The organism is Duganella paludis (assembly GCF_054461335.1).
This window is the reverse complement of sequence record NZ_CM136922.1, coordinates 3,713,827-3,734,650: the sequence shown is the minus strand read 5'-3', so window position 1 is coordinate 3,734,650 and position 20,824 is coordinate 3,713,827. Positions and strand designations below refer to the sequence as shown.

The 20,824-nt window shown below is 64.7% G+C and carries 16 protein-coding genes; 6 read left to right on the top strand and 10 right to left on the bottom strand.

What is annotated here, in order from left to right; genetic code table 11:
• Window positions 1-12: 12 nt before the first annotated feature.
• The 4 genes from ACXZ1M_RS16540 to ACXZ1M_RS16525 all read right to left on the bottom strand — a co-directional run bounded on the left by ACXZ1M_RS16540 (window position 13) and on the right by ACXZ1M_RS16525 (window position 6,745).
• Window positions 13-432: a c-type cytochrome gene (locus tag ACXZ1M_RS16540; protein WP_459048759.1), complete on the bottom strand. Its 420-nt coding sequence runs from the start codon at window positions 430-432 to the stop codon at window positions 13-15.
• Window positions 429-2,036: a flavin monoamine oxidase family protein gene (locus ACXZ1M_RS16535; RefSeq protein WP_459048758.1), complete on the bottom strand. Its 1,608-nt coding sequence runs from the start codon at window positions 2,034-2,036 to the stop codon at window positions 429-431. The genes ACXZ1M_RS16540 and ACXZ1M_RS16535 overlap by 4 nt, the downstream gene beginning before the upstream one ends.
• 243 nt (window positions 2,037-2,279) lie before the next feature.
• Window positions 2,280-4,103: a Mu transposase C-terminal domain-containing protein gene (locus tag ACXZ1M_RS16530; RefSeq protein WP_459048757.1), complete on the bottom strand. Its 1,824-nt coding sequence runs from the start codon at window positions 4,101-4,103 to the stop codon at window positions 2,280-2,282.
• A 371-nt stretch (window positions 4,104-4,474) separates the two neighbouring features.
• Window positions 4,475-6,745, bottom strand: coding sequence for a DEAD/DEAH box helicase (locus tag ACXZ1M_RS16525; RefSeq protein WP_459048756.1), 2,271 nt, complete (start codon window positions 6,743-6,745; stop codon window positions 4,475-4,477).
• A gap of 135 nt (window positions 6,746-6,880) precedes the next feature.
• Here ACXZ1M_RS16525 and ACXZ1M_RS16520 point away from each other — a divergent pair, with 135 nt between their 5' ends.
• Complete coding sequence (locus tag ACXZ1M_RS16520; RefSeq protein ID WP_459048755.1) at window positions 6,881-7,861, top strand: alpha/beta fold hydrolase; 981 nt, start codon at window positions 6,881-6,883, stop codon at window positions 7,859-7,861.
• Window positions 7,862-7,948: 87 nt separating this feature from the next.
• Here the strand turns inward: ACXZ1M_RS16520 and ACXZ1M_RS16515 are convergent, their stop codons facing one another.
• From ACXZ1M_RS16515 to ACXZ1M_RS16505, 3 genes are all read right to left on the bottom strand, one after another.
• Complete coding sequence (locus ACXZ1M_RS16515) at window positions 7,949-8,215, bottom strand: hypothetical protein (RefSeq protein ID WP_459048754.1); 267 nt, start codon at window positions 8,213-8,215, stop codon at window positions 7,949-7,951.
• A gap of 39 nt (window positions 8,216-8,254) precedes the next feature.
• Window positions 8,255-8,494, bottom strand: coding sequence for a hypothetical protein (locus tag ACXZ1M_RS16510; protein ID WP_459048753.1), 240 nt, complete (start codon window positions 8,492-8,494; stop codon window positions 8,255-8,257).
• Between the two features lie 106 nt (window positions 8,495-8,600).
• The gene (locus ACXZ1M_RS16505) at window positions 8,601-9,404 is read right to left on the bottom strand and encodes an SDR family oxidoreductase (RefSeq protein ID WP_459048752.1); all 804 of its coding nucleotides are present in this window, start codon (window positions 9,402-9,404) and stop codon (window positions 8,601-8,603) included.
• Between the two features lie 65 nt (window positions 9,405-9,469).
• On the opposite strand from ACXZ1M_RS16505, the gene ACXZ1M_RS16500 reads away from it, so the two are divergent.
• From ACXZ1M_RS16500 to ACXZ1M_RS16490, 3 genes are all read left to right on the top strand, one after another.
• Entirely contained in the window at window positions 9,470-11,077 is a 1,608-nt protein-coding gene (locus ACXZ1M_RS16500) for a M28 family peptidase (protein ID WP_459048751.1), read from the top strand.
• Window positions 11,078-11,135: 58 nt separating this feature from the next.
• Window positions 11,136-14,315, top strand: a complete 3,180-nt coding sequence (locus tag ACXZ1M_RS16495; protein ID WP_459048750.1) for a DUF6701 domain-containing protein — start codon at window positions 11,136-11,138, stop codon at window positions 14,313-14,315.
• A gap of 68 nt (window positions 14,316-14,383) precedes the next feature.
• Window positions 14,384-15,085 carry a dienelactone hydrolase family protein gene (locus tag ACXZ1M_RS16490; protein WP_459048749.1) on the top strand — a complete coding sequence of 234 codons (702 nt, stop codon included), beginning with the start codon at window positions 14,384-14,386 and terminating at the stop codon, window positions 15,083-15,085.
• A 100-nt stretch (window positions 15,086-15,185) separates the two neighbouring features.
• Here the strand turns inward: ACXZ1M_RS16490 and ACXZ1M_RS16485 are convergent, their stop codons facing one another.
• Together ACXZ1M_RS16485 and ACXZ1M_RS16480 are read right to left on the bottom strand one after the other, a co-directional pair.
• Window positions 15,186-17,021 carry an EAL domain-containing protein gene (locus ACXZ1M_RS16485; RefSeq protein ID WP_459048748.1) on the bottom strand — a complete coding sequence of 612 codons (1,836 nt, stop codon included), beginning with the start codon at window positions 17,019-17,021 and terminating at the stop codon, window positions 15,186-15,188.
• A gap of 56 nt (window positions 17,022-17,077) precedes the next feature.
• Window positions 17,078-17,563, bottom strand: coding sequence for a hypothetical protein (locus ACXZ1M_RS16480; RefSeq protein WP_459048747.1), 486 nt, complete (start codon window positions 17,561-17,563; stop codon window positions 17,078-17,080).
• A 118-nt stretch (window positions 17,564-17,681) separates the two neighbouring features.
• Here ACXZ1M_RS16480 and ACXZ1M_RS16475 point away from each other — a divergent pair, with 118 nt between their 5' ends.
• Entirely contained in the window at window positions 17,682-18,125 is a 444-nt protein-coding gene (locus ACXZ1M_RS16475) for a thioesterase family protein (RefSeq protein WP_373990291.1), read from the top strand.
• Window positions 18,126-18,143: 18 nt separating this feature from the next.
• Here the strand turns inward: ACXZ1M_RS16475 and ACXZ1M_RS16470 are convergent, their stop codons facing one another.
• Complete coding sequence (locus tag ACXZ1M_RS16470; protein WP_459048746.1) at window positions 18,144-18,638, bottom strand: DUF3016 domain-containing protein; 495 nt, start codon at window positions 18,636-18,638, stop codon at window positions 18,144-18,146.
• Window positions 18,639-18,816: 178 nt separating this feature from the next.
• Between ACXZ1M_RS16470 and ACXZ1M_RS16465 the strand changes: the two genes are divergently transcribed.
• Entirely contained in the window at window positions 18,817-20,742 is a 1,926-nt protein-coding gene (locus ACXZ1M_RS16465) for a PhoX family protein (RefSeq protein WP_459048745.1), read from the top strand.
• The last annotated feature ends 82 nt before the right edge of the window (window positions 20,743-20,824 follow it).

Genomic DNA, 20,824 nt, shown 5'->3' with positions numbered 1-20,824 from the left:
TTCAGTGTTGGCTCAGTGTTTATTCGACATCACGGAATTACCGAACGGGTCGATGCCCAGCGTGGCGCGCAGCGAGCCCACGTCCGCCTCGCTCAGGCCATCGGCCTTGTTGCCCCAGTTCGAGCGCACGAACGTCAGCACGGTGGCGATATCGCGGTCGCTCAGCGAGTCGCTGAAGTCCGGCATGCCGCCGCGTCCCTTGAGCAGGACGGCGGCCACCTCGGTGCCTTTGCCCTGCACGAACTTGCTGTTGGCCAGCGCCGGGAAGGCGCCCGGGATGCCCTTGCCGCCGGCCTGGTGGCAAGCCGCGCAGTTTTTCTGGAACAGCGCCTTGCCGTCGACGGCCGCCTCCTGCGCCCGCAAGGGCGAACTGGCCGCCGCCGCGAACGCCGCCACCACCACCATCGCCGCCTTGATCAATACGACCTTCATGCGCTGGCCCTTTCATGGATCTTGGCGATCTGCTGCCACGCCGATTCGATGGCGCCGGCCTGCCAGCCGGTCAGGTAGCTCAGGTGCTCGCCGGCCAGCAGCACGCGGCCCTCGCCCTCTACCAGCGTCGGGTAGGCGGCGGCGCGGGTCTTGTCGGTCCACTCGGCCCAGCCGCCCAGGTTGTACTGCACGCGGTGCCACGCCACTGAGAACGCCGTCTCGAAGCTCTCCTTGTACTGCGGGAAGATCTTCTGTCCGGCCTCCAGCGCGAACTGCGCGCGCTCCTGCGGCGACAAGGCGCTGATTTCAATCGCCTGCGTCTGATACTGGTAATAGCCGAGCAGCACGCCCTTCTTCTTCTGGAAGCCGTAGGACGGCACGGAAATGGTGTTGATGCCTTTCAGGTCGGTCATGATGTGACCGCCGTAGATATGGTCGTCCTCTTCCCAGAAGCGGCGCTTCATCTGCAGGCCGATCTTGCCCACCGGCGCATACGCCACGGAGGCCACGGCCTGCTTGAATTTGTCCGAGAAATCGGTGTCGAGCTGGCGCAGCACCGACAGGGGAATGGTACACAGGCAGTAGTCGGCCTTGATGGTGCCGAGCTGGTTGGTGCCGGTGTCCTTGTAGGTCACCGTCACGCCCTTGCCGTCCTGGCGCAGGGTCTGTACTTCCGCCTTGTAGCGGATGTTCTTGCCGACGCGTTTTTCAAACGCCTTCGGAATCGCGTCCATGCCGCCGACCGGCTGGAACATGGTGGCCTGCATCGGAAAGTCGTGCACGGCGGTGTAGACATTGCCCAGCTTCGAGGCCAGCAGGTCCTTGAAGCCCAGCGGATCGGACGGCGTGCCCGGTCCCGGCGACAGGCCGGCGCCCGGATTGACCGTGAAACCACGGCCGCTGCGGCCCTTGTATTGCAGCTCGCCCGGCGTCAGCGCGCCTTCGCGCGCCAGGTAGTCGAGCAGCAGGCGCTGGTCGTCGGCGGTGAGCTCCTGGTCCAGCGCATGATTCTTGACCGACTTGGCCAGCAGTTCGGCCACGTGGCCGCGCATGTCGGCCTTGATCTCCTTGACGCGCATGCGCTTGCCGGCGAACGGCCCGGCGTTCTCGGAGTAGACATAGGCGTGGTCGTTATCGTTGACCATCACCTCCAGCGGCACCTCGAACAGCTTGGTGTAGTGCAGCGTCGACTGGTGGTGCAACGGAATGCGCCATGGACCGTGGTTGATGTAGTGGCCGTCGTCGAAGGCGCAGGTCTGCTTTTCGCCACCGAGTTCGGTCAGGCTGAAGCCCTTGCGGGCGGTCTGGCAGCGGCCGCCGGCGAAGGCGCGCGCCTCCAGGATCTGCACCTTGTAGCCCAGCTTCTCCAGCTCGAAGGCGGCGGTCAGCCCGGCCAGCCCGGCGCCCAGGATCAGCACCTTCTTGCCCTTGCCGCTGCCGCTCAGGGCCGGCGGCGCCGAGGCGGTGGATTCGATGCCCATGCCCCACGCGCTCATGGTATTCAACAGCAATCCCGTACCGCCGACAGCTGCCGCGCGATACAGGAAGTCCCTCCTCGTAAATGAGCTAAACGATTTATACTGTTTTACGTTTTTACTATCCATCTGCTTCCTCACCAGTCTGCTGAAAGATCCTTGGGCGACTTGCTATCCCATAGTTCCCATCTAGCAATTGGCGTGCCACAGCATGACCAGAAAATAAAGACGTTTCGCAGCTCAGGGCTTCCCTTACGAAACTAGATAAACAATATAAAACAATGTTTGTTCACACGTGTCAGCGCCGCCGTCCGGACACGCGGAAATGCGTGACCGGACGGCGGCGGTGAACAGACTTTATTTGAAGGACGGTCAGGCGACCAGGCTGCGCGGGCTCTGCGTAGTGCTACGTAGCGCCGTTGCGGCAAGCGCCATTTGGGTGCGTGGCAGGCGCGCGATCTCGGCCGCCGACAAGTGCTGGTGCGCCGCGCTGGCGTCGGCCAGGTGGCAGGCGTGGAACTGCAGCGGCGCGGCCGGATCGAGGAAGTAGATCGTATCCAGGTTGGCCGGATCGTAGGCCACCCGCACCGGCCATGGACCGCGCGTGCGCGCCCGTTCGAACCAGCGCTCGTCGATGGCGCGCGTGCAGCAATAAAGACTGTCGAACAGCGCGATGCCCTGGCTGGTGACGGTGGCCTGGGCCACCGGCATCAGGCTGCAGCGGATCAAGTGTTCGGGATAGATCTTCAAGCCGCCGCCGCGATGCTCGCGGCCCCAGTCCCACAACTGCAAGGGCGTGGCGCCGCTGGCGTGGGCGCATTGCAGGCGGCTGTTGTAGTACAAAATACAGTCGACCACGATGCGGGTGAACTGCTCGATATCGAGCACGCCGTCGAGCCGCCCCGGCGCACCGGCCTGCGCCGGCGCCAGCAGGCGAAAGCGTTTTTCCAGCACGGCGCGCCAGTCGTCGGGACCGCTGTCCGCCGCCACGCAGCGCAGATTGAAGTTGTTGAGCAAGGTGTCGCCGCTCCAGCCCAGCGTCAGCGCCGCGTTGGCGAACAGCGCCTCGGGCAGGTGGCGGCAGGGCCACTGCTCGGCCTCGATGCGGCGGCCGAACTGCTGGCTGAAGCGCTGCTTGTCGGCGCTGCAATTGGCCAGGGCCAGCATGCCGTGTGTCCACTGCACCTCGCCCAGGGCGACGTACACGCCACACACCATGTGGCTGAAGCAATCGGTCACCAGGTAGACCAGCGGCCGGCCGATGGCCTGGTTGCGGTCCGCTCGCGACACCAGCTGCACCTCGGCGCGCACCGCGTCCAGGTAGAAGCCGGCGCCGGGGCGGCCCGGCGGCAGTGCGGTCGCCGGCAGCGACGGCGGTGCGACCTGCAAGCTGGCCGGCAGCACGCTGGGCGCGCGTCGCCCCACTTCCGGCGGCCGGTCGTCGTCGTGGTCGAGCCAATAGTTGAATTGGCCGAAGGTCGGCAAGGCCTGCACCGGAGCCGGCATGGTCAGCACCCGGCCGGAGTCGGGATCGATACGGCGCTCGACAAAGAAGTCGGTCAGCATTTGCTGGTAGGCGCCCAGGCGCGAGAACTTGGGGTTGGCGGCCGCGTAGCGGGCCGTGGCGACGCGGAAGGTGCGGCGGATGTCCTCGTCGGCATTCAGTCCGGCGCCGGCGTCAGCGGCGTTTTTACGCGGCCTGCCGCGCTTGACGCCGTCCGAGGACTGGCGCACCTTGCCGCGCGCGCCGGAATTGCTGTAATCGGGCAGCAGCGCGTTGGGGGTCTGGCCGCGCTGCCAGTAGCGGCGCAGGTAGCGGTAAATGGTGGGATGCGACACCTGGTGCCGCGCCGTGGCCTGCGCCACCAGCTGGCCGCGCAGGCGCGGCTCGTAGATCTGCGGCTCCTGCGCCACCAGGCCTTCGATGATCTCCCAGGCCCGCGCGCGCAGTTGCAGGTGTTTCGCCGGCAGCAGCTCCTGGCTGACCACCATCAGATAGGGATCGGCCGGCAGCACGCTGGCGCGGCCGGCACGAATGTCGGCGAGCACCGCCGGCAGCTGGATCAGCTCCACATCGACCGTAGAGGTCGCCACGTCGAAGGCATAGGCGTGGCTTTGGTCGGGAGCAATCCACAGAATGCGGACAGTGCGCGGCGACGGATCCGTATATTGCAACAAATCGTTCCGCAGCAGCATTTACCGCTCCTGGAAATTGGCGACGTTGAAAGGCCGCGTATCGACATGGAATACATGCCGGTCTGCGGAAGGAACCGCGCGTGCTGCCTGCGGCGTAATCGCGTCAACCAAGGTCGTCCACAGTTTCCTGAATGAAGTCATTGCCAAGCTCCCATGCCCAACGTCTCCAGGTTAAGGGGCTTCGTTGCCGCCTTTTATCACGATGTGCTATCACATATGCAATAAACGGGCCAGCGACCTTCTACTATGACAACAATATGAGCGTGTCACTATTTGATCTTTCTTAAGCTTTGTTTTGGTGCAATGCAGCACAGGAACTGTGCAGTGCGCGCCCAATGAAAAACGGGGCCTTGCGGCCCCGTTGTATTGACTTAGTATTTCTTGGACTTCGGCTTGGCGCCCGGCGCCGGCTTCTTCGGTGGCGTGTGCTTGACCGACTCCGGCGGCATGCGGTCGATCTGGCTGATCTTCAGCTGCGCGCCGCCGACCCAGACCTTGCCCAGGCTCTTGAACATATCGTCCGGCATGCCGTCCGGCAGTTCCAGCATGGTGTGCTTGTCGAAGATCTCGATGCGGCCGATGTACTTGGCTTCCAGGCCGGTCTCGTTGGCGATGGCGCCGACGATATTGGCCGGGGTGATCTCGTTCTCGCGACCGACTTCCACGCGGAAGGCCGACATCGGCACCGTTACCTTGCCCGGCTTTTCCTTTTTCTTCTTGGCCGGGGCATCGCTGTCGCTATCGACAGCGGCCGCGCGCACGGTCTGGTCCAGCGACGACGCGGCCGGCTTGGCCGGACGCTCCTGCGGTTCCGCACGGGCCGGCGCTTCGGCACGCACCGGCTTCTCGGCGCGCGCCGGCTTGGCGAACGACTGCGACGGCGCCGACGCTGGGGCCGGGCCCTGGCCGTCGATGCTGATGCGCAGCGCCTGGCCGGCCACACGGATGCCGGCCATCAGGTCCAGCGCATCCTTGCTCAGGGTGTCCGGCATGTCGAGCACGGCGTAGTCGTCGTAGATCTCGATGCGGCCGATGTTCTTGGAATCGATGCCGCCTTCGTTGGCGATGGCGCCGACGATATTGCCCGGCTTGACGCCGTGCTGGTAACCGACTTCAATGCGGTAGGTGCGCATGCCCGGTTCCGATTCGCGCACGATGCGTTCTTTTTTCGGGAAATTGCGCTCTGGACGGTCGCCGCGATCGAAACGGTCGCCGCGCTCCGGGCGGTCGCCACGGTCGAAGCGGTCGCTGCGTTCAGGACGGTCGAACGAGGCGGCGCGGGCCGGACGCTCTTCCCACTGGGTGACCTGCTTCTTGTCCAGCAGCAGCGGCACATCGCCACGGGCCAGCTTGGCCAGCGCGGCGGCGATTTCCACCGCTGGAATGTTCTGCTCCTGCTCGAAGTCCTCGATCAGCGCCTGGAACTGCTCCAGGCCGCCTTCGGCCAAGGTCTCGGTGATCTGCTGCTTGAACTTGGCGATACGCACGTCGTTGACGGCCTGGATGGTCGGCAGTTCGAGCTGGCCGATCGGCTGGCGGGTCGAACGTTCGATCATCTTCAGCAAGCCTTTTTCGCGCGGCGTGATGAACAGGATGGCTTCGCCGCTGCGGCCGGCGCGGCCGGTGCGGCCGATGCGGTGGGTGTAGCTTTCCGGATCGTGCGGCACGTCGTAGTTGACCACGTGCGAGATGCGTTCCACGTCCAGGCCACGGGCGGCGACGTCGGTCGCCACCAGGATGTCGATCTTGCCGTCCTTCAACTGGGCGATGGTGCGCTCGCGCTGGGCCTGCTGGATGTCGCCGTTGATGGCGGCGGCCGAGAAGCCGCGCGCCTGCAGCTTCTGCGCCAGTTCCTCGGTGCCAAGCTTGGTGCGCGAGAAGATGATCATGCCGTCGAAGTTCTCGGCTTCCAGGATGCGGGTTAGCGCGTCGAGCTTGTGCATGCCCGAAACCAGCCAGTAGCGCTGGCGGATGTTTTCGTTGGTGCCGGTCTTGGCGGCAACGGTCACTTCCTTCGGCTGGCGCAGGTAGGTGTTGGCGATGCGGCGGATGGCCGACGGCATGGTGGCCGAGAACAACGTGGTCTGGCGCGACTCAGGGGTTTCCTGCAGGATGCGCTCGACGTCGTCGATGAAGCCCATGCGCAGCATTTCGTCGGCTTCGTCCAGCACCAGGGTTTTCAGCTTGGACAGGTCGAGCGAACCCTTGTCCAGGTGATCGATCACGCGGCCCGGAGTGCCGACCACCACGTGCACGCCGCGGCGCAGGGCCGACAGTTGCGGGCCGTAGCTCTGGCCGCCGTAGATCGGCAGCACGTGGAAGCCAGGAATATGCTTGGCGTAGGTCTGGAACGCCTCGGCGACCTGGATCGCCAGTTCGCGGGTCGGCGCCAGCACCAGCGCCTGCGGCGTGGTCTGTTTGATATCGATGCGCGCCAGGATCGGCAGCGCGAAAGCGGCGGTCTTGCCGGTGCCGGTCTGGGCCTGGCCCAGCACGTCCTGGTTGTTCAGCAGCAGCGGGATGGTCGCGGCCTGGATCGGCGAAGGCGACTCGTAACCGACGTCGCTCAACGCCTTCAGCAGCGGAGCGCCAAGATCAAGGTCGGAAAAAAGGGCAATAGGGGAGACTGGAGTTTCAGACATGGCGTCACTCAAAAAGATTGTTCGAATCGCCGAATTGCGAAAGAAATTTGTGCGTAGTTTACTCTGTCTGGGCCGAACCAGCTGTTTTTTGCAATAATTAGGCTCAACTTGCACGCTTTTCCGGAGAAATTCGCCATGCGCACCCTGCTTTTCACCGCCCTGCTTGCAGGCTCCGCGTCTGCCGCCCCCTATGGCCCGCAGCTCGAAGGTTTCGCCTATCCGCACCCGCTCCACAAGTACAGTTTCGCCTCCCAGGGGCTGAACCTGCAGATGGCCTACATGGACGTGGCGCCGACCGGCGCGGCCAACGGCAAGACGGCGGTGCTCCTGCACGGCAAAAACTTCTGCGGCGCGACTTGGGAGCAGACCATCACGGCGCTGAGCCAGGCCGGCTACCGCGTGGTCGCCCCGGACCAGATCGGTTTTTGCGCCTCCACCAAGCCCGAGCACTATCAATACACCTTCCAGCAACTGGCGGCCAACACCGACGGGCTGTTGAAACACCTCGGCGTCAAGCAAGCCGTCCTGGTCGGCCACTCGACCGGCGGCATGCTGGCCACGCGCTACGCGCTGAGCTACCCGGACGCGGTGGCGCGGCTGGTATTGGTCAACCCGATCGGGCTGGAAGACTGGAAGGCGCTGGGCGTGCCGTCGCAAAGCGTGGACCAGTGGTATGCGCGCGAACTCAAGCTCAGCGCCGACAGCGTGCGCGCGTATGAGCGCGCCACCTACTACAGCGGCAACTGGAAGCCGGAATATGAAAAATGGGTCGACATGCTGGCCGGTCTCAACAACGGTCCCGGCAAGAAAGTCGTGGCATGGAATTCGGCGCTGATCTACGACATGATCTTCACGCAACCGGTGGTGTACGAATTCCCGCTGCTGAAAGTACCGACCACGCTGCTGATCGGCGACGCCGACACCACGGCCATCGGCAAGGACGTTGCGCCGCAGGAAGTCAAAGCGAAGATTGGCCGCTACGATGTGCTGGGCAAGGAAACCGCGAAGAAGATACCAGGCGCGCGGCTGGTGGAATTCAAAGGCATGGGGCACGCGCCACAGATGGAAGACCCAATGGCCTTCCATCGCACGCTGCTGGAGGAGTTGAATCGCTAAACGCAGAAAAGACGGAGTTGGAATCCGTCTTTCCTCTTGCGCCGCCCAGGCCCTGCGGGTCCGGGGCGGCACGTCAGGCCACTACACTTACTTGCTGGCTGCCGGCGCTGCTGCTGCCGGTGCTGGCGCCGACGCTGCGGCCGATGCCGAAGCCGATGCACTGGCTTTGTGGTGAGCTTTCTTGTGTGCGGCTTTCTTGACCACCGGCGCCGAAGCGGCCGGTGCCGAAGCTGCTGGTGCCGAAGCGGCCGGCATCGATGCGGCGGCCGAAGCCGAGGCGGAAGCGGCTGGAGCTTGTGCGAAGGCAGCGGAAGCGAACAGGCCGGCGATCAGGGTGGCGATTACTTTTTTCATGATTTAATCCTCTTTAGTTTATACGGTTTATATCGTTAATTACTTGGCTGGTGCCGAAGGTGCTGCTGGAGCTGCTGGTGCTGCCGGCGCGGCGACCGCTGTGGCCTCCGCCGGCTTGGATTCTTTGGCCAGCTGCACTTCCTGCTTGGCGGCCGGTTTCGCTTCGTTTTTTTCCACTGCCGGCTTGCTTGCAGGCGCCGTAGGAGTGGTCGCAGGCGTTTGAGCGAAGGCTGCGGTTGCGAACAGGCCGGCGATCAGAGAAGCGATTACTTTGGTCATGGTGGTTTTCCTTTTCGGAGTTCGGCGTCGGGACAATTCCCGTCTCGCATGAGCAAAAAACGCGGCCTGTAATGGATGAGTTGACGGACATTACAAATGCTTACAATCAAGGTTTCACATCATCCTTGAGCGCCGCCAGCGCCATCTTCTCCACCAGCCCCGGCGCGATAAGTTTCATCCAGCGTCCCAGCTTGCCCTTGGCCGACATCACCACCTCGCGCTTGCGTGCTTCCATGCCGTCGACGATCAGCGACGCGCACTCCTCCACCGGCATGGCCTTGTCTTCCTTCAGGCTGCTGCTGCCCAGCGCACCGCCGGCGGCGTTGAAGCCGCGATGGCGGATCTGCGTCGCCACCACGCCCGGATAGGCGGTGGTCACGCTCACGCCGAACGGCTTCAGCTCCGCGCGCAGCGCTTCGAAGAAGCCACCCATGGCGAACTTGGTGGCGCTGTAGGCCGTGCGTCCCGGCACGCCCACCAGCCCGGCCAGCGACGACACCGCGACGATGCTGCCGCGCGCCTTTTTCAGGTAAGGCAGCGCGGCGTGCGTGCACCATACGCTGCCCCACAAATTAATCCGCATCAGTTCTTCGTACCAGGCCAGGTTCTCCACCTCCGAGAACAGCGCATGCGCCGAGCGCCCGGCGTTGTTGATCAACGCGTCGATGCGGCCGAAGCGCGCCACGCAGGCGTCGACCAACGCCACACACTGCGCCTGCACCGAGACGTCGGTGGCCACCACCAGCGTTTGCGCGCCCGCCGCCGCGCACTGCGCCGCCACCTGCTCCAGCATGGCGGCGTTGCGCGCCGCCAGCACCAGCGCCACTTGCGCACCATGCCTGCGCGCCAGTTGCCGCGCGACTTCCGCGCCGATGCCGTCCGATGCGCCGGTGATGATGATGGTTTTCATAGGTCTCCTTGATTGGTCGATTTACAGTAAGATTACCGCCTTCCGTACCAAACCATGGAGTAAATATGCGTCTTCCAGTTATCGCCCTCGCCGCCGGCCTGGCCTTGCAGGCCCACGCCCAGCAACCGATCGTCGCCGAAGCGCCGCTGCGCGCCCACCTGTCCTTCCTGGCCGACGACCTGCTCGAAGGCCGCGGCACCGGCCAGCGCGGCGGCGATCTCACGGTGCGCTACCTGGAAACGCAGGCGGCGGTGCTCGGCCTCAAGCCGCTGGCCGACGGCACCTACCGCCAGCTGGTCAAGGCCGAAGGCAGCAAGCTGCTGCCCGGCAGCTTCGTGCGCGTCACCGCCGATAACGGCAAGGTGCTGACGCCGGCCATCGGCACCGAAATCCTGATCGGCACCATGGGCGGCAAGGAAGACATCACGGTCGATGCGCCGGTGGTGTTCGTCGGCTACGGCGCCATCGCCCCGGAAGAAAAATGGGACGACTACAAGGGTGCCGACATGAAGGGCAAGCTGCTGGTGATGATGGTGAACGATCCGCAGCCGACCGCCGCCGAGCCGAACCGCTTCGCCGGCAAGGCCTACACCTACTATGGCCGCTGGATGTACAAGTATGAAGAAGCGGTGCGCCAGGGCGCGGCCGGCGTGCTGCTGATCCACACCACGCCGTCCGCCTCCTACGGCTGGAGCGTGCCCGCCACCAGCTTCGCGCACGAGCGCTTCCACCTGGCCGGCAGCGGCAATCCGCTGGAAGGCTGGCTGCAGGAAGACACCGCGCGCGCCCTGTTCGCCGCCGGCGGCTTCGACCTCGACAAGCTGCGCGCCGACGCCGAGCGCAGCGACTTCCGCCCGGTCGACCTCAAGCTCAAGCTGCGCGCCGAGGTGAAGAGCAAGATCCGCCAGATCGAGCAATACAACGTGGTCGGCATCGTGCCCGGCACCGACGCCAAGCTGAAATCGGAAGCCGTGGTCTACTCGGCGCACTGGGACCACCTGGGCATTGACACCAGCAAGCAGGGTGACAATATCTGGAACGGCGCCATCGACAACGGCTCCGGCGTGGCCGCCCTGCTGGCCATGGCGCAGGAGGCGGTCAAGCATCCGGCCAAGCGCAGCCAGGTGTTCCTGTGGCCGGCCGGCGAAGAAACCGGCTTCCTCGGCAGCATCGCCTACATCCGCAACCCGGCCTGGCCGCTGGACAAAACCTCGGCCGACCTCAACCTCGACTCCATGAACTTCGTCGGCAAGACGCGCGACATCGGCGTCGCCGGCGCCGAACGCAGCAGCCTGTACGCGGCGGCCGAGGTGGTGGCCAGGCAAATGGGCCTGAAGCTGGCGCCGGCCATTCCCGACCTGTCGGGCGCCTACTTCCGCGCCGACCACTTCAGCTTCGCCAAGGCCGGTGTGCCGGCGTTCAACGTCGGCTCGGCCGTGTTCTCGGGCGACGGCTACTTCGACTTCACCGACAACCTGGAGCGCAACCGCGCCCGCCTGGTGGCCTTCAAGCAGGACTACCACCAGCCGAGCGACGAATACCACGCCGACTGGGACCTGTCGGGCATGGTGCAGCAAGCGCAGTTCACGCTCAACCTGGGCTACCACGTGGCCAACGCGCCGAAGATGCAAACGTGGAAGGCAGGCGACGCTTTCGGCAAGATCAAGCGTTAATTGCACGGTGGCCGGGCATGTCCGCCTATAATTCGGGCAGGCATGCTCAGGTGATCGAATGAAATCAATTTTCGGATGGCTTATCGTTTTAACCACGTTGCTGGCGACCGCGCCGGCGTCTGCGGTCAATGTCGATTTCAACGGCGGCGCCGTCGCCCACTGCACGCTGAGCGGCAGCACCTATAACTGCAACAACGGTTTTACCATGGGCGCCACCGACGTCGTCGTCATCGCCGGCGGTTACACGGTGGTCATGACCAGTTTCACGCCCAGCTACAACCAGGGCCTGACGATCAGCGGCACCGGCGCGCTGCAAACCAGCGGCAACCTCGACCTCTCGGGCATCAATCCGGCCAGCGTCAGCACCGGCGGCAGCACCCTCACGGCGGGCGGCAGCTTCAAGCTGGGCTCCAGCGTCACCATCAACGGCTCGATCGTTGCGGCCAGCATCAGCACCAACTCGGGCGTTACCATCACCGGTTCGGTCACCGTCAGCGGCTTGGCGGACCTGGGCTCGGCCATCAAGGTCAATGGCAACGTCACCGCCAACGCGGTCCAGACCAATTCGCCCGGCACCATCGGCGGCGCCATCGTCGCCACCACCACCGTCGCCATGGGCTCGGGCCTGACGGTGGGCGGCAACGTCAGCGGCACCACCATCACCTCGACGTCGCCGGTCACGGTCAATGGCAGCGTCACGGCCAGCACCTCGTTCACGCTGGCCTCGGGCAGCACGGTGAACGGCAACATCACTTCGCCGGTGGTCACGCTGAGTCCCTCCAGTTCCACGGTCAAAGGCAATATCACCGCCAGCACCTCGCTCGACATCGGCAGCGGCAACACCGTCACCGGCACCGTCAAGGGCGGTACGCTGACCATGCGCGCTTCCGGCGCGGTGATCAACGGCAGCGTCACCATGACCGGCGACGTCGACATGGGCTCGGGCACCACCATCAACGGCGACCTGTCGGCGCGCAACGTCAACACCCGATCGAGCAACGCCACCATCAACGGCAACGCGGCGGTCAACGCCATCTACCTGGACTGGGGCGCGGCCGTCACCAAGACCATCACCTGCACCGGTCCCGGCGCCGTGGGTTGCAGCTGCGTGACCAAGGCCGACTCCAGCTACAACCCGACCTGTGGCTCGCCGCCGCCCAGTTTGCCGCACCACTTCCAGATCAGCCACAGCGGCACCGCCCTGACCTGCCAGCCGCAGACCGTGACCGTGACCGCCTGCGCCAACGCCAACTGCACCGCGCCGCACTACACCGGCAACATCGACGCCACGCTGCAGCCGGGCGGCAAAGTCTTCACCATCAGCGGCGGCGTCAACACCGCCGCCACGGTGGAGAACAAATCGCCGGGCATCTCCACCCTGTCGGCCAGCGGCGCCAGCAACGCCAGCACGTGCGTCAACAGCGGCAGCGGCGCAGCCTGCGATATGGATTTCAAGACCACCGGCCTGAAGGTCAGCGGCACCAACCACATCTCGATGAAGCCGGGCGCGCTGGTGACGGTCGAAGCGCTGACCGCCTCGGCCGGCAACCAGAGCTGCGTACCGCTGGTGACCAACAAGACCGTCAACGTCGACATGAGCTGCAGCTTCAAGAACCCCGTCAATGCGACCGGTGCGAAAGTCAAAATCGGCACACAGGACACGATCTGCGGCAGCGGCCAGGCGGGGGCGACCGTCAGCGTGCCATTTACCTTCAACGGCGCCGGCCTGGCGACAACGGCGCTGCAATATCCCGACGTCGGCCAGGTCGGGCTGGGCGCCAGTATCACGACGTCGACCGCTACCGCCACCGGCACCGGAGTTTTTATCGCCGCACCTGCCCGCTTGCAATTGCGGGCCATCAGCGCACGCACCACCATCGACGTATCGCCGTCCCTGACCTCATCGCCCACCACGGTGTTTGCCAAGGCCAGCGAAAAGTTCACCCTCGGCGTCGTCGCCACCGGCTACACCGGCGCCATCACGCCCAGCTTCGGTAAGGAAAGTCCGCTCGCGGACGTGGCCATCGCCCTTTCCGTGGTCAACCCGGCGGACAGCAACAACAAAGGTGCGCTGACGGTCGACGCCTTCGGCTATTCCACCGCCTCCAAAACGCTGAACGCGCAAACCAGCTTCAGCGACGTGGGTTCCATCATGCTGACGCCGTCGCTGGCGGCGACCTACTACATGGGCTATCAGTCCGCCGAATTCCAGCCGCAGGGCATTGCGCAATATGTGGGACGCTTCATTCCCGATCACTTCGACACGGTGCTGCTGACCGATGCGGAAATCACTGCAATCGATCCCACCATCAAAGCAGGCCGCGCCATGAAATGCAGCCTCGCCGTCGGCAGAAGCCCTTGCGACTACGCCAGCGGCACCCTGACCGACACTTTCATCAATGCCCAGCAGCCCTTCTTCGTCGTGGTAAGCGCCTACAACGGCGAGTCGCCGCCGCAGCCGACCCTCAATTACATGGGCTCGCTCGCCAAGGAAATCACCCTGAGCGCCTGGACCGCGAACGATGGGGGCACGCTGGTCAATCCTGCGGCAGACGCCGTCAGCTGGACCGGGGAGGCGAACACCCCCAAGCCAGCGCGCTACACCTTCACCAAGGGGGTCGGCGCGCTGGCCTTTCCGGGGCCGCTCAACTACAACCTGCCAGTGTTCAAGTTCGCCTATCCCTACCCGCAGGCAGACACCAAGCCAACCACGATCTACCTGCGCGCCGTCGACGCGGACCTGGCGAGTTCGCTACGCACGACCGCCAGCGCTTCGGTGCAAGCGCCCATGACCGTGGTCAGCGGCCGCCTGAACCTGGGCAACGCGCACGGCTCGCCTACCGCAGCGCTGCCGATGCCGGTCAGGGCCGAGTACTACACCCAGGCCGGCTACGTCTTCAATCCGCAAGTCAACGAAACCAGCACGCTCAAAATCAGCGCGACGGTCAACTTCAAAAAATGCCAAGGTGGTTTGGATACAGGCGGCGGCAACTGCCCGGGCGACAGCACACTGCACGCCGCCGATGCGGTGCTGACGCTGAGCGCCGGCAAAGGCAACTTCCGGCTTGCGGCGCCTACACCGACCTTGACGAAAATCGGCTCGGTCGAGGTCAACCTGAGCAGGCTCAACGGCACCACGCCGGTCGACCTGATCCCCGGACTGCCCTCGACGAGCGGCCGCGCGACCTTCGGCGTCTACCGTTCCGGCCCGGTGATCTACACGCGCGAAGTGTATTGAGGCGCGCTGCAAGGCGGCGCGTTTCGGGTTACGATGGCCGCTTTGCGAATTTCAGACCAAAGGACACCATGGAAACCAACGCACAGTGGATCGATATTGAAACGGCCGATGGCAAGTTCGGCGCCTACCTGTCGCTGCCGCGCGGCGGCAAGGGCCCGGCCATCGTGCTGCTGCAGGAAATCTTCGGCGTCAACCAGCACATCCGCAACGTCGCCGACCAGTACGCCGCCGACGGCTACGTGGTGCTGGCGCCGGATCTGTTCTGGCGCGAAGGCGCCCGCATCGAACTGGGTTACGACGACGCCAGCTGGAAGCGCGCCGTGGAATTGATGCAGGCCACCGACTTCGCCAAGGCCCAAGCCGACATCGCCGCCACCATCAAGGTGCTGCGCGGCCTGGACGGCGCGGCCGGCCAGAAGGTCGCCTCGATCGGCTACTGCTTCGGCGGCCGCCTGTCCTTCCACGCCGCCGCCAACGGCCTGGTCGACGCCGCCGTCTGCTACTACGGCGGCGGCATCCAGAACGCGCTGCAGCGCGCGCCGGAAATCAAGGTGCCGATGGTGATGCACTTCGGCGCGGCCGACAGCCACATCCCGCTCGACGCCGTGAAGAGCATCGCCGAAGCCTTCGACAGCAATGAGGAAGTCGAGATCCACGTCTACGACGGCGCCGAGCACGGCTTCAACTGCAACCACCGCAGCGCCTACAACCAGCGTGCCGCCGCCCAGGCGCACGGCAACTCGCTGTTGTTCCTCGGCGAGCAGCTGTAGTCAGCTCCGTCATTCCCGCGCACGCGGGAATCCACAGACCGCGTGATTGCCAGCTCGGCATGGATGCCCGCTTGCGCGGGAATGACGGCGGGAGGCCATGCTAAGTCCGCAGCAAGGCGCGCAGCTGCGCCACCGTCAGCGGCTGCGCATCGGCCGCGCGGTCGCGCAGCTGCGTCAGGATGCGCACGATGGCTTCCGGCGTGCGCGCCGCGCTGAAGTACCAGCCCTGCACGCGGTCGGCGCCACGCTGCGCCAGCCATTGCAGGTCGTCCTCTTCCTCCAGCCCCTCGCACAGCAGCTCGGCCTTGAACAGTTCCGCGATCCCCTGGATCAGATGGAACAGGCCGGCCACCTTCTCGCTTCCCGCCACGCCATTAACGAACTGCCGGTCCACCTTGAGCCGGTCGAACGGGAAGCTGCTGATCGCATCCAGATTGGAATAGCCGGTGCCGAAATCATCGACCGCGATGCGCGCACCGAGCGCGCGGAACTCCGCTACACGCGGCGCCACCAGCTCCACGGTTTCCAGCAGCTGGCTCTCGGTCACTTCGAACTCCAGCATGTCGCCGGGGATCTCGTAGCGCGCCAGCAGCCGCGTGAGGTCGCCGATCACCTGCGGGTGCAGCAGTGAACGGCGCGAAAAATTCAGCGACACCGGCACCACCGGCAGCCCGGCGTCCAGCCAGGCGCGCATGTCGCGGCACACCTGCGCCAGCACCACCATGTCGAGCTGGTAGATCTTGTCGGTGCTTTCGGCCAGCGGAATGAAACTGTTGGGGAACACCATGCCGCGCGCCGGATGCTGCCAGCGCACCAGCGCCTCCAGCCCGATCAGGATGCCGCGCGTGTAATCGACCTGCGGCTGGTAGTGCGCCACCAGCGCGCCGTGCCGGTCCTCGCCGTCGAGCGCGCCCTGCAGCTCGAACACCATGTGCGAGCGCGTCAGCAATTCGGCGCCGTATTCCTTGACGGTGGTGCGCTGCAGATGGCCGGCGATGGACGACGAGGCCGTGTCGGCCGCATCCAGCAGCGCCACCGCCGAACCGCTGTAGGGCGTGTCGTGATGCTCGATGCCGACCCGCGCATGCAGCACATGGGCGCCGCCCTGCCCCAGCGGCAGCGGCCGGCTGATCACCTCGCGCAGCTGATCCAGCAAGGCCGCGTGTTCTTCGCGCTCGCCGAACAGGGCGAAGGCAAAACGGTCGCCGCCCAGATGGCCGACCAGGTTTTCCGCGCCGGCCCACACGGCCAGGCGCTCGCCCATTTCACGCAGCACCAGATCGCCCTGTGCCCGGCCGAAAGCCTCGTTGAGGCGGCGGAAATTGGCCAGGTCGACAAAGCCCACCGCCACGTGCGGACGCGTGGTCTGCTCCAGGCCCAGCTGCAGGTGGTGCAGGAACACATGGCGGTTGGACATGCCGGTCACTTCGTCGCAATAGCGCAGCTCCAGCGTATCGACCACCAGCCGCGCCATGCCCTGCAACATCATCACCTGTTCGGGATCGAGACGGCGCGAACGCGCGCCCATCACCCACAGGGTGCCCAGCAGATAGCCGCGCGCGCCCAGCAGCGGCACGGCGGCGTAATGATGGTAATGGGGGGCGTGCGTGACCAGCGGATTGTGCTGGAAGCGCGCGTCGGCGCTGGCGTCCTCCACCTCGAAAAAATCGGCCTCGGTGGCGGCGCCCACGACCCAGGTGCAAAACGACCCCGAGCGCGGCACGTGGCGCGCCTCCATGCCCACCCGCGACGGCAGCCAGATCTGCGACTGGTACACGATGCTGATGCCGCCGATGTCCGCCCCCACCGACTTGATCGCCAGCGAAGTGATCAGGTCCAGCTTGGGGTCGGATTCATCGAGCGTAATGGCATAGCGGGACAGTTCGGCCAGGCGTCGTTGCTCGGCCTCTGGCTCCTGTAAGGTGCTGCTTTCCATGCGCGCTCCCTGCAAAGGCTAGCTCCCATGGTGACATAAAAATGTGCTTATTGCATCTATTTTCCCTGTGCTTTCAGGCGCCGTAGCTGCAATGTCACGCCGGCCAGGAGCAGCAGCAACATCACGCCGGTGATGGCCTTCAACTCGGGCGCTTCGGGGCTCGGCAACAGAGGCGCGCCCAGCGGCAGGCGGGTGCTGGTTTCGGTCACGGCCGGAATCATGTGGAAGAAAAACGTCAGCGAATAGCTGATGACGGCGACCTTGGCCGAGGCCGCGCCGAGCTTGCGCTGGTCGGCCAGCCAGGCCACGCCCAGCACCAGCAAGGTCAAGATGCCCAGCACGTGCGGCTTGCCGAAACCGCCATGCTGGAAAATGCCGAAGCCGGTCAGGCAGGTCAGGACCGTGGTCCAGACGTATACCTTGCCGAGCGTGCTGGGGCCGACGATGCCCTTGTCGCGCGCGAAGGCGATCAGCGCCGCCGCCACCGCGACCAGGCTGATCAGGGTGTGGATCACTCCGAGGGTGGTAAGTCCGTAGATCATGGCGCATCCTTTCGTAAAAGATGAGCTGATCGTACACACTATCGGCAGTGCGGTCTTACCACTAAAGGGCTATTGCGGACTGCGTTAGAATGGCGGGATCATTAACGAGGATCGCATCATGGCCCGCCTGAAACTGGATTTCCCGGACGAGTTGTTTATTTTTTCCACGCAGCTGACGGTGCGCGTGACCGACATCAACGGCGCCAACCACCTGGGCAACGACTCGATGATCTCGATGATCTCGGAAGCGCGGGCGCGCTTCCTGTATGAACACGGCGTGCCGGAGACGGGCCAGGACGGCACCGGCATCATCGTCACCGACCTGGCCACCACCTACCGCGCCGAAGCCCATGCGCGCGACCAGCTGGTGTTCGAGGTCGGCGTGATGGACTTCAACCAGTACGGCGGCGACATCATCTTCCGCATCACCCGCCCGCGCGACGCCAGGCTGGTGGCCATGGCCAAGTACGGCTTCGTCTTCTTCAACTACAAAAGCAGCCAAGTCACGCCGATGCCGCCGGAATTCCTGGCCAAGTTCCCGAAAGTGAACCGGCTCGATTAAGTATTAAGCATCAATGCGTCAGCGCTTCGCCACCTTCGGCACGATCGACTTGTTGAACCAGTCGTCCAGCATCTGCTTCTCGTAGCGCAGCGGATCGCTGTCGAAGTAGCCGCCCAGCCGGCCCTGCTGGTAGTTCATATTCGACAGCTGCTCCTCGCCGCTGCGCAGCACCTGGCCGTCCTGCTCCAACGTGTACTTCAGCTGCATGCGCGGCCAGTCTGCGCCGCCGTTCATGACGCGGATGTCGTCGGCGGCGCGGCGCGGATACAGGCGCCCGGCCAGGTCGATATCAAGCACTTCTATTTTCAGTTGCTGTCCGGGCGGCAGCTTCTTGTCCAGCGACTTGAAATAGTCGGTGAAATCCTTGAGCGTGCGATCGCGGTCGATCACGCCACGCGGCACATCGCTGAAGTCCTCCGGTTTGACGTACGTCACCGAGACTTGCGCCATCACGGCGCTGGAAGCCAGCAACGCCGCTACGGCGGCCAGCACGGTTTGTTTCAACAGGCGCATGATGCATCTCCTTCAATGAAATTCATATATCCAACAAAGCCAATATAGACCTTTTCGCCGGGCCGCGCCCGCGCTGAATAAGTTTGTTACCAATCGGCTTGCAGGAAGCTTGTCACAGTCCTGTCATACCTTCTCGATAATATTGCGCCCGGCCACCCACTACTCAAGGTAACCCTCCATGACCGAGCAATTAGATTCATCCCGTCGCAGCCTCCTCAAATTCCTGTCCGGCGCACCCTTGCTGCCGCTGGCCGGCGGCAGCGCCACCGCCGCCTTGCTGGCCGCCTGCGGCGGCGGCGACGCCTCGACCCCGCCCGCACAACTGATGTCGGTGAGCTTCTCCGGCATGGCCGCGCCATCGCTGGCCGACGCGCCGAAAATGGCCACCACCACCGTGGCCTCGGCCATGCAGGCGCTGTATTCGGACGGCAAGACCGTGCCGTACAATCTGGCATACCAGACCTTCTTCATCACCGGCGCGCAAGTGCCGAACGGCAGCGGCGGCACCACCCTGGCCGGCGGCTACTGGGACATCAACAACAAGCCCATCCTGGACAAGACCGATGCGAACTCGCGCCAGTTCTTCTCCGACGCGCCGGACGGCACCTCGCTGCTGAAACTGGCCTCGACCACCGTGCCCAACATCAAGGGCAACGCCGTGTTCGCCGTGGTGCAGTTCGAATACACCACCCGCAACGTCAAGGGTGACTCGGTGTACGGCATGCTGCCGTCGCCGATCGCCATCCTGACGCTGGACCAGGACAAGACCACCGGCGCGCTGACGCTGGTGAAGTACCACAACGTCGACACCAGCCCGGCCAACGGCCTGTGGATCACCTGCGGCGCCAGCCGCTCGCCGTGGAACACCCACCTGTCGAGCGAAGAATACGAACCGGATGCGACCGTCATCGCCAGCAACACCCAGTTCGCCAACTTCAGCACCAACCTGTACGGCGACGCCACCAAGGCCAATCCCTACCACTACGGCCACATGCCGGAAATCACGGTCAACCCGGACGGCACCGGCAGCTGTAAGAAGCACTACTGCATGGGCCGCATCTCGCACGAGCTGGTGCAGGTGATGCCGGACGAACGCACCGCGCTGATGGGCGACGACGCCACCAACGGCGGCCTGTTCATGTTCGTGGCCGACAAGGCCAAGGACCTGTCGAGCGGCACCCTGTACGTGGCCAAGTGGAACCAGACCACCACCGACAACGGCGGCTCGGCCACGCTGTCGTGGATCAAGCTGGGCAGCGCCACCTCGGCCGAGATCAAGGCCCTGGCCGACACGCTGAAAGCGGCCGACATCATGGACGTGAAAACGGCCGATCCGGCGGACGCCTCGTACACCAAGATCCCGTTCAACGGCAAGTTCAACTGGATCAAGATCATGCCGGGCATGGAGAAGGCCGCCGCCTTCCTGGAAACCCACCGCTACGCCGCGTTCAAGGGTGGCAGCATGGGCTTCACCAAGATGGAAGGCACCACCGTCAACGCCAAGGACAAGATCGCCTACTCGGCCATCGCCGCCATTGGTTCGGCCATGACCAACGGTTCGGGCGGCATCGCGATCAAGGGTCCGAGCGCCGGCGCCGTGTACGCGCTGAACATGAAGGCCGGCCAGATCGACCTCGGCGCCGCCGCCATCAACAGCGAATGGGTGCCGGTCGACATGGCCGCCGTGCCAGCGCTGGTCAGCGAAGACCTGAAGACCGCCGACGCGCTGGGCAACCTGGCCAACCCGGACAAGGTCGCCAATCCGGACAACATCAAGTTCTCGGAAAAACTGCGCACCCTGTTTGTGGGCGAAGACAGCGGCACCCACGTCAACAACTTCCTGTGGGCCTACAACGTCGACACCAAGGCGCTCACGCGCATCCTGTCGACGCCGTCGGGCGCGGAATCGACCGGCCTGCACGCGGTGGACGACATCAACGGCTTCGCCTACATCATGAGCAACTTCCAGCACCCAGGCGATTGGGAAGCGGCGCTGCACAGCAAGGTGCAGACCACGCTCGACCCGCTGATCCGCGCCAACTACCGCGACCGCTTCGGCGCGGCGGTCGGCTACATCACCGGCTTCCCGGCGCTGAGCTTCTAACCGTTTTCCTCCTTAGGGAATTCACAACCCGCGAGCGCTCCGGCGCTACGCGGGTTTTTTTATGGCCGCCTACCGTGCGGCG

What these genes read in the sequence shown, in the direction of transcription:
- ACXZ1M_RS16540 (WP_459048759.1), bottom strand. Translation starts at nt 432, where the DNA reads ATGAAGGTCGTATTGATCAAGGCGGCGATGGTGGTGGTGGCGGCGTTC.
- ACXZ1M_RS16535 (WP_459048758.1), bottom strand. Translation starts at nt 2,036, where the DNA reads ATGGATAGTAAAAACGTAAAACAGTATAAATCGTTTAGCTCATTTACG.
- ACXZ1M_RS16530 (WP_459048757.1), bottom strand. Translation starts at nt 4,103, where the DNA reads ATGCTGCTGCGGAACGATTTGTTGCAATATACGGATCCGTCGCCGCGC.
- ACXZ1M_RS16525 (WP_459048756.1), bottom strand. Translation starts at nt 6,745, where the DNA reads ATGTCTGAAACTCCAGTCTCCCCTATTGCCCTTTTTTCCGACCTTGAT.
- ACXZ1M_RS16520 (WP_459048755.1), top strand. Translation starts at nt 6,881, where the DNA reads ATGCGCACCCTGCTTTTCACCGCCCTGCTTGCAGGCTCCGCGTCTGCC.
- ACXZ1M_RS16515 (WP_459048754.1), bottom strand. Translation starts at nt 8,215, where the DNA reads ATGAAAAAAGTAATCGCCACCCTGATCGCCGGCCTGTTCGCTTCCGCT.
- ACXZ1M_RS16510 (WP_459048753.1), bottom strand. Translation starts at nt 8,494, where the DNA reads ATGACCAAAGTAATCGCTTCTCTGATCGCCGGCCTGTTCGCAACCGCA.
- ACXZ1M_RS16505 (WP_459048752.1), bottom strand. Translation starts at nt 9,404, where the DNA reads ATGAAAACCATCATCATCACCGGCGCATCGGACGGCATCGGCGCGGAA.
- ACXZ1M_RS16500 (WP_459048751.1), top strand. Translation starts at nt 9,470, where the DNA reads ATGCGTCTTCCAGTTATCGCCCTCGCCGCCGGCCTGGCCTTGCAGGCC.
- ACXZ1M_RS16495 (WP_459048750.1), top strand. Translation starts at nt 11,136, where the DNA reads ATGAAATCAATTTTCGGATGGCTTATCGTTTTAACCACGTTGCTGGCG.
- ACXZ1M_RS16490 (WP_459048749.1), top strand. Translation starts at nt 14,384, where the DNA reads ATGGAAACCAACGCACAGTGGATCGATATTGAAACGGCCGATGGCAAG.
- ACXZ1M_RS16485 (WP_459048748.1), bottom strand. Translation starts at nt 17,021, where the DNA reads ATGGAAAGCAGCACCTTACAGGAGCCAGAGGCCGAGCAACGACGCCTG.
- ACXZ1M_RS16480 (WP_459048747.1), bottom strand. Translation starts at nt 17,563, where the DNA reads ATGATCTACGGACTTACCACCCTCGGAGTGATCCACACCCTGATCAGC.
- ACXZ1M_RS16475 (WP_373990291.1), top strand. Translation starts at nt 17,682, where the DNA reads ATGGCCCGCCTGAAACTGGATTTCCCGGACGAGTTGTTTATTTTTTCC.
- ACXZ1M_RS16470 (WP_459048746.1), bottom strand. Translation starts at nt 18,638, where the DNA reads ATGCGCCTGTTGAAACAAACCGTGCTGGCCGCCGTAGCGGCGTTGCTG.
- ACXZ1M_RS16465 (WP_459048745.1), top strand. Translation starts at nt 18,817, where the DNA reads ATGACCGAGCAATTAGATTCATCCCGTCGCAGCCTCCTCAAATTCCTG.